The sequence below is a fragment of the Leeuwenhoekiella sp. CH_XMU1409-2 genome (assembly GCF_037029365.1).
In the GTDB taxonomy this organism is placed as follows: Bacteria; Bacteroidota; Bacteroidia; order Flavobacteriales; family Flavobacteriaceae; genus Leeuwenhoekiella; species Leeuwenhoekiella blandensis.
Genome location: NZ_JAYMEI010000010.1, coordinates 1 through 11,696, shown reverse-complemented (window position 1 = coordinate 11,696; position 11,696 = coordinate 1). Strand labels below are relative to the sequence as shown.

Sequence of the window (11,696 nt, the reverse complement as noted above, 5' to 3'; positions counted from 1 at the left end):
TACATGGAGATCAATCTTTTACTCGCTATTCTTTCAGGTATTGCACTGCTTCTTTTTTTGATCTTAAGGTTAAAACTACAGGCATTCATTGCTTTATTAATTTCCGCAATCGTTGTAGGTTTGTTGAGCGGTTTAGAAGGTACTGCCATAATCAAATCCATAACCGAAGGCATAGGAGGCACTTTAGGTTTTGTAGCGACGGTTGTAGGTCTAGGTTCACTTTTTGGAGCGGTTTTAGAACATTCCGGTGGTGCGCAAGTGATAGCCGCTTTTTTATTGAAAAAATTCGGAATAAAGAACGCACCATGGTCCATTATGCTAGCCGGGTTTTTTGTGGCCATTCCCGTATTTTTTGATGTGGCGTTTATCATTTTAATTCCGTTGATTTATGCTTTGCAGCGGGATACCAAAAAATCCTTGTTGCTCTATGCTTTACCCTTGTTGGCGGGATTAGCGGTAACACATGCATTTATTCCGCCTACACCGGGTCCCATTGCTGTAGCCGATATTCTAAATGCAAATTTAGGATGGGTGATTGTTTTTGGTTTTATTACGGGTATTCCTACGGCGGCAATCGCAGGGCCATTTTTTGCTAAAAAAATTGCTAAGAAAATTCATATTGAAGCACCTGATGAGCAGATAAAGCAACAAACTTCAACGCAGCAACCACCAAATCCGTTTACGATTCTTGCGATCATCTTTTTACCTATCATTCTGATCGTATTCAACACGGTTTTGACGAGTCCGATGGGAGAAAAATGGAATTTACCGGAAGGTTTGATAAATGCAGCTCAACTTTTGGGACATCCGTTTTCAGCATTAATTCTTGCCAATTTAATCGCCTGGTATGTTTTAGGCATTCGCCGAAATACTTCAAAAGAAGAACTTCTAGAAGTCTCTTCAAAATCGCTTCAGCCCGCAGGTGTGATCATCTTACTCACCGGTGCCGGTGGAGCATTTAAGCAAATTTTAATCGATACCGGAGTAGGGCAGATGATTGCTGAAGCTCTGAATAGTGATTATTTTCCGCCGGTTATTTTCAGTTTCATTTTAGCTGCGCTGGTGCGTGTTATGCAAGGTTCTTCTACAGTTGCAATGATCACTTCTGCAGGAATTACCGCGCCTTTAGTCGCTCAAAGTAACCTGAGTGATCCCCAACTTGCAATTCTTGTTATTGCGATTGCAGCGGGAGCCTCTATTTTTTCGCACGTTAATGATAGCGGATTTTGGCTCGTCAAACAATATCTAGGTCTAACCGAAAAGCAAACTTTTAAAACTTGGTCTTTACTTACCACACTCATTGCAGTTGCAGGGCTTTTGGTATCTACACTCCTTTGGTTTCTGGTCTAAGCATCTGATTTTTTTGCTTCTGAATTTTGCACAGCGCTTTGTGTAGTTTGTTCAAAACGTAACGGACTATCTTTTGCAGCGCCGTACAACTTGATTTCCTGAATATCTGCCGGCATATAGAAACCGTGATCTTCTAAAGCTTCTTTCACCTTGCGCACCACGCTACCTTTGGTAATTAAAGCCATTCTACGGAAGTCTTTGGTATCTACCCAAAAATAGACCTTCAGATTTACAGTGCTTGTAGCTAACTCATCCTCAATCACAAAGTTCTCGTGTTCCTCATCTTCAATGACGTTGGGTTCGGCACGCAAAGCATCCATCACCACTTTTTTTGCACCGTCAATATTGTCTTCATAAGCAATACCAATGGTAAAAGTCCATCTAAAAAATCCGTCTTCAGTATAGTTAGTTACGGGTGTTGTAAGCACATCACTATTGGGGATGTACACATCTTTTCCGTCAAAAGTTTTGAGTTTTGTATAGCGAAATTCTAGTGCTTTTACTTTGCCAAAATTTGCTCCGATCTCTACGGTATCGTTAACATTAAAAGGTCTGTTGAAAGCCAGTATAATCCCGGCGATAAAATTTTCACCTATATCTTTAAACGCAAAGCCCAAAACTACTGCACTGGCACCTGCAGCAGTAAGAATACCGGTAGCGATGGCACCTAAACCAGCGGCTCTTAGAGCAAGCATTACTGCAATTATAAAAAAGGTAATGCGAATGGCCTTGCCCAAAAAGCGGCTCATCAATGGGTCTTGTGTGCGCTGCGATATGCGTTGTCGTGCAAAATTGCCCACCCAAGCGCCAATTAGGGAACCTAAAATTATAATGAGAACGCCCAGCCCTATACCGGGTAATTGCGCTATAAAACTATTATAGAAATTTTGAAAGGCTTCAGATATTGTCGAATCATTTTCCATAAAAGAGGTTTTTAGTTTGATTCTTTACGCGTGTCTTTTTGCGTCGCTTCTTTTTCAATGATTTGGTAGGCTCTTTTTAACTGATTCTCACTAGGCGGCGACGGAGTTTGCTCGTCTTTTTTATCAGATTCCAAAGTCAATTCGGCATAAGCAGGAAAATGATCAGAACCTACATCATTTCCACGCAGCACTTCTTTGGCCCTAAAATGTTCGGAAACAAAAATATGATCAAGTGGCCAACGCATAATTTTGCTATTTGCACTAAACGTATTGAACAAGCCTCGACCAATGCGTAAGTCAAGTAATTCACTTACTTCTTTATATAATTGCGTCGACTCAGACCAAGCAACATCATTAAAATCACCAATAACCAAAACCGGGATTTGCTTATTCCGACTTTTAAAAGCCGTTTTCATCATTTCGGCATCACGATCGGTTGACATAGGATTGTGCTGGGGCATTGGCGGTGTCGGGTGAATCGCATAAAGCTGAAAATACGCTCCAGAAGGAAGTTTTACTTTAGTTTCTATTGAAGGAATACTATCGTCTATCTGATAATGAATCTCTGCATTTTGCATTGGTAATTTTGAATATAGGAGCATCCCATAGGTGTTATCTAATGGAGCGCCCTTATAATAGTTGTATTCTTTTGATAAAGTTGAGTTTACGGCGTTGAGCCATTTTCTATCTGTTTCCAGTAGCAATAGAATATCCGGATTCTTTGCCTCAACTTCTTGAAGTAGTTTGTCGTGATCTTTATTCTTCTGTAAAACATTTGCAACCATAACTTTGAAGCTATTGTCGCTTTTCTCAATCGTTGCGTCTAAAACTTCCTTTTCCGCTAGCGGAGTATATGGATAGATTTTTAGTATTTGAAATACCAAGCAAGCAATCATAATACTTACAAATGCATAATCTTTGGCCCATTTGATATCGAATTTGATAAAATAAGCCAGTGTTGCTATTGCTGTAAAAATGGTTAACTGTAGGTGAGGAAAATCGAAAATGCGAATCCACCAATAGTCGGCAGCTATAAAAGGGACGAGCGTAAGCACAACAGCGATGCCTCCAAGGGTTTGGAGTATGTTTTTAAATGTCATCAGGGTTAGGTTAGTTTCTCTCAACTCCTATACGGAACCAAAAGGGGTTGAATGGTAAGCTACCCATTTAAATCCTGTTGTTGCGTTAAGAAACTGGTAATATCCTTAGATGAAGGCTCTTCAAAGATCTCAAGATTAAAAAAAGGAACAGCAGCAATGATATGATCAAAAATATCAGCTTGAATATGTTCATAATTTTCCCAACGTTTGTCGTTGCTGAAGCAGAAAACTTCTATCGGGATTCCCTGTGAAGTAGGAGGTAAGTGGCGCACCATCAAGAATAGGTCTTTGTTTATGGCGGGATTTTCATAGAGGTAAGCATCAATATACTTTCTAAAAACGCCTAGGTTGGTTTGATTAAGACCATTTATTGCAATGCTTTGATCTACCTCGTGTCTTCGATTAGAACGAACAACCTCTTTTTCCATATGTTCAATATATGGAGCCACAAGCTGAATTCGCTTAAGTTCCTTTAGATCATCTTCGGTTAAAAATCTAACTGAGTTTTGCTTGATGTAAACAGCTCTTTTAATGCGTCGGCCACTGCTTTCCTGCATTCCTCGCCAGTTTTGAAACGAGTCTGAGATCAAGCTGTACGTGGGAATGGTGGTATAAGTCATATCCCAGTTTTGAACCTTAACCGTTGCAAGATTGATTTCGGTTACGGTTCCATCAGCGCCATATTTGCTGAACGTGATCCAATCACCAATACGCACAATATCGTTTATAGAAACTTGAATAGAGGCAACAAAACCCAAAATGGTGTCTTTAAAAATCAATAGAATAACCGCTGAAGCCGCTCCCAATTGCAATACAAAATCCATTGCATTTTGATCAAATACTTCGAGGATAAAGAAGAACACGCCAATACCCCAAAGAAAAAGCATTGTAACCTGTAGATAACTTTGTAAAGGTTTGTCGTGAAACTGCTCTTTGGTCTGAAAATAGTCTCTTGACGTACGCAGTAAGCTGCGAATGATCTTTAAAATAAGTAAGATTACATAAAGGTCAAAAACCTTTAAAAGCCAATATAGTGTAGTGGGATATTCAACTAAAAGTTCTGTAAAGAACCATTTGAATATCGCCAGAGGAATGATATGACCTACATATCTTGGGAAATTGGTAAGAATCAGAAAATCGTCAAAAGAGGTTTTGGTCTTATTGCTAAATACCTTAAAAACCTCTACAATTACTTTTTTTAGCAGTTTATCTAAAAAAGCAAGAAGTAATATAAAAATGAAGGCATTTATAAATACCGTCAACATTTCAGCATAGAAAGAGGTTACCCCAGCGCTTTCAATGTAAGAGCTAAAATCTTTTAAATAGGTATCTATTTGGTAAGCCATATTCTAAATTTCAGGCGCAAAAGTAGGAATAAAGATTTCAATTAAATCTAAGTAAAGTATTAAGATTTTACTCAAAATATTCCAAACAAAAAGCCTGAGTAGAAACTCAGGCTTGTATGTGAAATATGTCGTTATGTTTTAAGCTTGTGCGTTTTGCATCTCTAAAGCCCATTGTTGAATTGCTTCTGCACTTCCAAATATTATAAATAGTATGATGCAGAATATAGAAATGATAATCGCTAGAACCAAACCAATAATGGCAATGATTCGAGCTGTTTTAAGCTGACCATAATTTTCATAAAGTTCAGGATTAGGTGCTGCTAACTTTTTGTCTTTATTAGCAAGGTAAAGCGCGATTCCAGAAAATAATAAGCCTCCAAAACCAGAGCTAAAGCAGCAGGCAATAAAAGAGACGATTCCTAAGATTAAAGAAATGGTTACGTTAGGTAGTTTTTGTTGTTCCATATCAGGATGTTAGTTTAAGTATATAGCTTACAATAATAGTAGTTACCGATAAGATTGCCAAAAATGAAATGATTTTAGTAGCGAATTTAATTGTAAACATAAAATTTAATGTCACCATAAACCCCAAAAGCACTAACGGAAAAATAGCAGGATACAAAGCAAAGGCTTCAGAAAAATGGCCCTGTAAAAGGGCCACTAAAGATCGTTGTAAACCGCAACCCATGCATTCAAAGCCTAAGTATTTTTTATTAAGGCAAGGAAGCATGTATTTTTCCATATTATTTTATGTTGCGTACAGAAACTTTTTTAGAATATTCAATATTGTCTTTTGTAGTAACACGCACAATATAAACTCCGTCGCTCCAAGCGCTAGAAGGAATAACCACTTTTTCGTTAGTTCCTTCATTTATCTTAGAAACCAATAAACGTCCGCTGATGTCAAAAACAGTAATCTCTTTAAGCTCGGTTTGAAGCGGATTTAAAACTGTAAGTTCTGCACGGCCGTTATTCTGATAGATATTAAAAGATCTTTTTACTTCTTCAACCTCTTCGACATCTAAAGTCTTAGCATCTTTAAATACTATTTCAAAGCGATCTGTATACGTCCCTTTTTCTAGTTCAAACTCATACGACTGATTCAAAATATCGTGATACTCATCGGTTTGCTTATCGTGTAAGTAAATGCTTTCATCTGGGGTGAAGTTCAAGCCAGAAACTTGCATTTCAAAGGTATTTGTTTCGGCAGACCCAGTAACTTTAAGAGGTAATTTCACTTCTATATCATACGGAAATAAGTTGATAAGAAAAGCATCATCACTACCTTCTACTAGAAAGTTAATGTCAGAGGGAAGTTCTGACACATTATTACCATCACCTGCAACATCAAATCCTAAAGTAGCGTCATCTAACATAACACCTGTTAGAGCTCTAGTGTAAGATTTATTGACGAGTGTCTTTAAACGAAATTTTGATAAAACAACGACACCGTGCTCATTAAGTGTAAATTCACCAGCTTTAGGAGTTGTCTTGTTTTTACTCTCTGTGCTAGCAGACTTCGATTTGGAACCGGAGCTGCTTTTAAAATTAGAATAAGGGTTCTCTGATTCTTTTATATAAACTCTAAATTCATTTTTAGCTGTAACCGAGCCAGCAGTAACACCCTCCACAAAAAAACCTTGCCCCACAGGTGTAAAATGTCTTTCAGTAGTGCTTCCATTGACTCCTGTTACTACTGGATCACCATTAATATCTAGAACAGGTTGCCCTTCATTATCATATTCAATAAAAACAGGCTGCTCGTAGGATCCAGTTGTATTACAGCTACCTTCAGGAGAATAGGTTCCATAACCACCTTCATAATCTTTAATATAATGAGATTTTACATTAGGATCAGATTCCCAAAAATAGGCTAGACCAGTAATTTTTTCACCAATAGCTGTAGGAGAGCCAGAATATGTGCCCAAACATCCACTTAAATCTGTAGAACTAGGAAGAGAATTAGCTAATAAGTAGAAACTCAGATTCATTGCTGAAGGATAAGGATTTCCAACTAAGGTCAAGTTTTCATTAGCAACCGTGACATTGATGGTCCCGTTATTAGGCCTTCCTCTAAAGTCTATAGGAACAAGACCGGCCGGGGAAGTCCCGTTTCCAAGTCCTTTCATCGTAAATCCTTCACCAGCACCTAAAGGGTTTGAAGCAGTTATTTTTGACCAGCTACCGTAACCTGTTGTAGCCACAAATTTATATAACCAATAACTAGATAGACTAAATTCGTTTGCGCTTGTGATAGAACTGTTATAATTGGTTGTAAATGTTACCGGAGTTGCTACAATTTCGCTATTAGCATCTGTTTTATATAAACCACCATTATCATCATCACTTAAATAGAAATTTACGTTTCCTGAGTTACCATTGCTCGTAGCAGATTTTCCAGGGTCTCCAACCGGTGAAGCCCAATAATGGTAATCCCATTGATTTTGCGTATTGGTCTGATATACAGAAACGATACCGTTACCAGAGTTAGCACTTGCATCATCGCCTTGTATCAGTTGTCCCTCGTTACGCAAATAAAAGTTACCCTCTGTTTCATCAGGGCTTCCAGCAAGGTTGATATTTTGATTGACAAATACTATTTCGCCTTTGTTATAAACAAAAGAACTGTCGCTCGCTGCACCTACATATAATTGACTGGTAGCCAAAGCAGGTAGTAATAAAAAAAACAATTTGGAGTAAAAATTTCTCATATTGAAATATTTTTGCGAAGATACTAAATTTACAATACCGATACGTAATTCAAAGAAGAATTAACGCTTTTTATCGAGTTAATGAAGAAATTATGCGAACTCAATTCAAAATAGGTCAGTCTGTTACGCTTTTGGATGATGATTTGTCCGGGATAATCACTCAAATCTCTGCAGAAGCGATTTCAATAATAACCTCTGATGGATTTGAATTTGATGTGAATGCTCGTGAAATTGTGCCTGATAAAACGCTGGATCTTGATTTTGATCAAAATTTAGATTCTTTAATTAAAGAAAAAGAATCTTCCTATAATAAAAGGAAAAAGCCTGTAGCCAAAGCGAAGGGAGTAGTCCCTCCAATGGAAGTTGATTTACATATTCATCAACTTACAAAATCAGAACAAGGGATGACAGCGCATGATAAGTTAAACCTTCAGATAGATACCGCGAGACGCAAGTTAGAATTTGCCATAAACAAAAGAATTCAGCGGGTAGTTTTCATACACGGTGTTGGAGAAGGGGTGCTAAAGGCAGAGCTGGAATATCTTTTTTCAAGATACGATACCATAAAATTTTATGACGCGAACTATCAGCGTTATGGATTGGGAGCGACAGAAGTTTATATTTATCAAAACCCAGAATAAGCAATAGATAACAATATTTGTAGGAATATTCCTTAAATTTATTTTAAGATTTTACACTAGTAAAGCGTTTTACGTAATGTTTAGCGATGTGATTTTTTAGATAAATAACCTGAATATGGAATAAATCACCAATAATTTTTAAAATTTGTGTATTTCATCGAATAAATTAGCTTTTTAAGGATGAATGGTTTTATATTTGCGTTGTAATACAACAAAACCCACTTCATGCTTAAAAAATTACTACTTCTAATTCTTCTGTTTTCCTCTTCAGCAATTTTTGCAAGTACGCCAGGAGAGAAGACAAAAACAGCAAAGGAAACGAATCAGCTAGCCCAACTTTCTCAAGTTGTATTTGATAATAATCTTATAGAAGTTAACCTCACTGAACATACTTTACCTGAAGCGATTCTAAGATTATATCAATTAGAAAAAATAAAATTCACAGGTGAGATGATTTATACGCACAAGCCATTAGAGTTAGCTAAAATTAAAAGTCCTGTAAAAACTGTTTAATATCAAATTTGATTTCCCCAAATCATAATGAACCCCAAATCATGATTGATTAAAATATAATACACCCAATTTCATTAAATACGGCGATTGTTTAAATCCCCAAATCATAAACCGCCGTATTGATGAAATTTTATATTCGATTCCCCAAATCGTAGTTGATAAAAGTTTTAAGTTGGGAGAAAGGCCCGTTGCGTAAGCGCGGGTTTTTCATTTTATATAGAATAATTATATTTTCGAGCAGGCTATAAAATGCTTTAAACTTTTAGGTAATCAATCCAGTATCAGGGGCGTGAATATTTTTTTACTTTTTTAATGGTGTAATGCTTTTAAATTTTAGTTAAAGCATTATATTTGCACCCGCAAAAAGGTCGCGTAGCTCAGCTGGATAGAGCATCTGCCTTCTAAGCAGACGGTCACAGGTTCGAATCCTGTCGCGATCACTTTTTTAGCATTCAAATTGGATCAAAACCCTGTAAATTGTATGATTTACAGGGTTTTATGTTTTTTATGGATTTATTTAAATAGCTTTAAATTCAATAAAAAATACCACAAATCGGTCAACAAATTTAAACTTTTATTTTGTTGACCGAATTAAGGTTTAAAATGCTTAAATTTAGATACTTACGTTTGGCTTTCGTCTTAAAAAATGTTTCATTTAAAGACGATTATTATGAGAACTCGGTTAACGTTTAGTTTAAACTTCTGGATTAACGGTTGTAGAGCTGAAAATGAAGAAGCAATAATCTATGCTCGCATCACTGTTAATGGGAAACGAGCAAATATTAGCTTAAAGCGAAAAGTGCCTGTTGAAAGTTGGGATAGTAGTAAAGGGTTGGTTCGTGGATCCAAACCATTTGCGAAATCCCTGAATAAATATTTAGATCAAATACGTTCACTTATCTATCAATCTTATGAAGATTTGCTGAATGAAGGGAACCTTATTACCGCCTCAGCCATTAAAAACAAATTTTTGGGTGAGGATAAGCGTAATAATACCCTATCAGAATTATTTGAATATCATAATTCCATTTCTGTTACATCGCTTTCACCCCATACAATTCGTCATTATAAAGTCACACAGCGCTACTTAAAGAAGTTTCTTGTAGATAAGTATAAAACAGATGATATCTATCTTACCAAACTAGACTATGCATTTATTAAAAACTTTGAGTTCTTTTTAAAATCCTATGTGCCGAAGGATCATCAGAAAAAGATGGGGCACAATACGGCGATGAAACATTTACAAAGATTACGTAAAATGCTTACGATGGCATACCATCACGAATGGATAGATAAAGATCCCTTTATTCGTTTTAAAAGCTCATACATTAAAAATAGAAGAGAGTTTCTATCTCAGTACGAACTTGAACAACTAGAAGATTTTTCGTCTTCCTTAGAGCGTCTCGATATCGTTAAAGATATTTTTCTATTTGCTTGTTATACGGGCTTGTCCTATATAGATGTAGCCAAATTGAATATAGATAATATTGAAACCGATTTAGATGGTCAGCAATGGATTAAGACTAAGCGACAAAAAACAAGCGTAGAGCTTCGAATACCATTGCTGAATAAAGCGAGAAGGATTCTTTTGAAATATCAAGATCATCCACGTGTTTCTGGAAGGAACAGGCTATTGCCCACGTTATCGAATCAAAAGACGAACAGCTATCTCAAGGAGATTTCTGATTTCTGCGGGATAAAGAAAAACCTAACCTTTCATGTAGCGAGGCATACTTTTGCAACTACAGTAACACTTACAAATGGGGTTCCTATTGAAACGGTGTCAAAATTGTTAGGACATACCAAGCTCGCCACAACTCAAATTTATGCTCGCGTTGTTGACCATAAAGTCAAGCAGGATATGGAACGCTTGGAACTAAAGATTGATAAGGGTTTAAGAATTGTTAGATAGAGGGTTTCTCAATAAGGTTATCCTTAGTAGACAGAAAAACTAGAAGCCTCATTAGGGATTGTTTTAGGTAAGATTTTTTTAATTGATTTGTTTATTATGATATCATAATGATTTAATATTTGTATTAGTTTCAAAAATTAGACTTTTGAATGAATAACGCAGCATATACCGTTGAGCGAATACAAGAAGGTTCTCTTGATATTACCGGATTGGCTGAAGCCAGTCCTTGGGACAATGCAAATGAACTCACTCATTTTGTATCTCCTTGGGATGATAAACCTATTAAGCCTATTACGTTTAAGGCATTATACGATGAAACCTATTTATATTTCAGTTTTGTTGTGCTTGATGATAGTATTTATATACAGTTAAACGATGATAGTAAGGAAAGCATCGCACAATCTGATCGTGTAGAATTATTTTTAAGGCCTGATGAGTCTTTGAGCCCTTACTATTGTTTAGAGATAGATACACAACCTCGTATAATGGACTTCAAGGCTATGCCAAATCGAGATTTTGATTTAAAATGGAATTGGCCTAAGGATGAAATTCAAGTAAAATCAGCAATTCTGGAGGGTAAATTTATTGTAGAAGGCAAAATAACCTTGAATTCTTTAAAGACCCTCAATTTGATAAAAGGTGGTTCTTTTGGGCGTTTTATGGAAGTAGGCGTTTATCGAGCAAAGTATAATCCTGATAGTGCAGGGCATTTTCAACCTACTTGGATTACCTGGGGCGATCCAAATACTCCTGAACCGGATTTTCATATTCCAAGTTCTTTCGGGATATTTCGGTTTAGGTCTTAGTCTAAGTATTCTTAATAGATTGAAAAATAAGCTATTCCTCTTTGATAATAGCTATTCTATTTAAAACTGCGATTATTATTACATATAATAATCGTAGTTTTTTTTATTTGGTCAGTAACTATATTTTAAGGATCAATGGATGCTTAATGCTGCTCATTCTGATTAATCGATTTGTATTTAATTCCCCTTCTCAAGTTTTAAAACTTCCCTCGTTAGCTTTTTGAATTCCCTCAAGCAGCATCGCTGTACATCTCTTTTTTTGAAAGCAAAATAACAATAGTTTGAAGTTAGCCGGACAGCATAACCGCTTGCATACGCGCTTTTATATGTCCTTACTAATTCAAACTCTTGAAAACGTATCAGCAACAAAAAAAGGGAACAGCGATAGGCACTA

General features: G+C 36.4%; 11 protein-coding genes and 1 tRNA gene. 6 read left to right on the top strand and 6 right to left on the bottom strand.

The features are described 5' to 3' along the window. Positions 1-3 precede the first annotated feature (3 nt). Positions 4-1,350 (top strand): GntP family permease, encoded by a 1,347-nt coding sequence (locus WA338_RS11495; RefSeq protein ID WP_009780393.1) that lies wholly within the window; start codon positions 4-6, stop codon positions 1,348-1,350. Here WA338_RS11495 and WA338_RS11490 read toward each other — a convergent pair. The 6 genes from WA338_RS11490 to WA338_RS11465 all read right to left on the bottom strand — a co-directional run bounded on the left by WA338_RS11490 (position 1,347) and on the right by WA338_RS11465 (position 7,430). Then, positions 1,347-2,273: a mechanosensitive ion channel family protein gene (locus WA338_RS11490; RefSeq protein ID WP_009780392.1), complete on the bottom strand. Its 927-nt coding sequence runs from the start codon at positions 2,271-2,273 to the stop codon at positions 1,347-1,349. The genes WA338_RS11495 and WA338_RS11490 overlap by 4 nt on opposite strands. A gap of 11 nt (positions 2,274-2,284) precedes the next feature. Further along, the gene (locus WA338_RS11485) at positions 2,285-3,373 is read right to left on the bottom strand and encodes an endonuclease/exonuclease/phosphatase family protein (RefSeq protein ID WP_336093432.1); all 1,089 of its coding nucleotides are present in this window, start codon (positions 3,371-3,373) and stop codon (positions 2,285-2,287) included. Between the two features lie 59 nt (positions 3,374-3,432). Continuing rightward, entirely contained in the window at positions 3,433-4,719 is a 1,287-nt protein-coding gene (locus tag WA338_RS11480) for a mechanosensitive ion channel family protein (protein WP_336093431.1), read from the bottom strand. Between the two features lie 138 nt (positions 4,720-4,857). Then, on the bottom strand, positions 4,858-5,184 hold the full coding sequence (locus WA338_RS11475) for a CCC motif membrane protein (RefSeq protein ID WP_009780389.1): 327 nt from the start codon (positions 5,182-5,184) through the stop codon (positions 4,858-4,860). Position 5,185: 1 nt separating this feature from the next. After that, a complete protein-coding gene (locus WA338_RS11470; RefSeq protein ID WP_336093430.1) occupies positions 5,186-5,461 on the bottom strand; it encodes a DUF2752 domain-containing protein in 276 nt (91 codons plus the stop codon). A 1-nt stretch (position 5,462) separates the two neighbouring features. Continuing rightward, entirely contained in the window at positions 5,463-7,430 is a 1,968-nt protein-coding gene (locus tag WA338_RS11465; RefSeq protein WP_336093429.1) for a T9SS sorting signal type C domain-containing protein, read from the bottom strand. Between the two features lie 92 nt (positions 7,431-7,522). Here WA338_RS11465 and WA338_RS11460 point away from each other — a divergent pair, with 92 nt between their 5' ends. The 5 genes from WA338_RS11460 (at position 7,523) to WA338_RS11440 (ending at position 11,302) form a co-directional block, all read left to right on the top strand. Continuing rightward, positions 7,523-8,071 carry a Smr/MutS family protein gene (locus tag WA338_RS11460; protein WP_336093428.1) on the top strand — a complete coding sequence of 183 codons (549 nt, stop codon included), beginning with the start codon at positions 7,523-7,525 and terminating at the stop codon, positions 8,069-8,071. Between the two features lie 225 nt (positions 8,072-8,296). Further along, positions 8,297-8,584, top strand: coding sequence for a hypothetical protein (locus tag WA338_RS11455; RefSeq protein WP_009780385.1), 288 nt, complete (start codon positions 8,297-8,299; stop codon positions 8,582-8,584). Between the two features lie 366 nt (positions 8,585-8,950). Further along, positions 8,951-9,024: transfer RNA gene (locus tag WA338_RS11450), tRNA-Arg, on the top strand. 206 nt (positions 9,025-9,230) lie between these two features. Further along, on the top strand, positions 9,231-10,496 hold the full coding sequence (locus tag WA338_RS11445; RefSeq protein WP_272984768.1) for a site-specific integrase: 1,266 nt from the start codon (positions 9,231-9,233) through the stop codon (positions 10,494-10,496). Positions 10,497-10,645: 149 nt separating this feature from the next. After that, positions 10,646-11,302 carry a carbohydrate-binding family 9-like protein gene (locus tag WA338_RS11440; protein ID WP_272984766.1) on the top strand — a complete coding sequence of 219 codons (657 nt, stop codon included), beginning with the start codon at positions 10,646-10,648 and terminating at the stop codon, positions 11,300-11,302. Positions 11,303-11,696 lie beyond the last annotated feature (394 nt).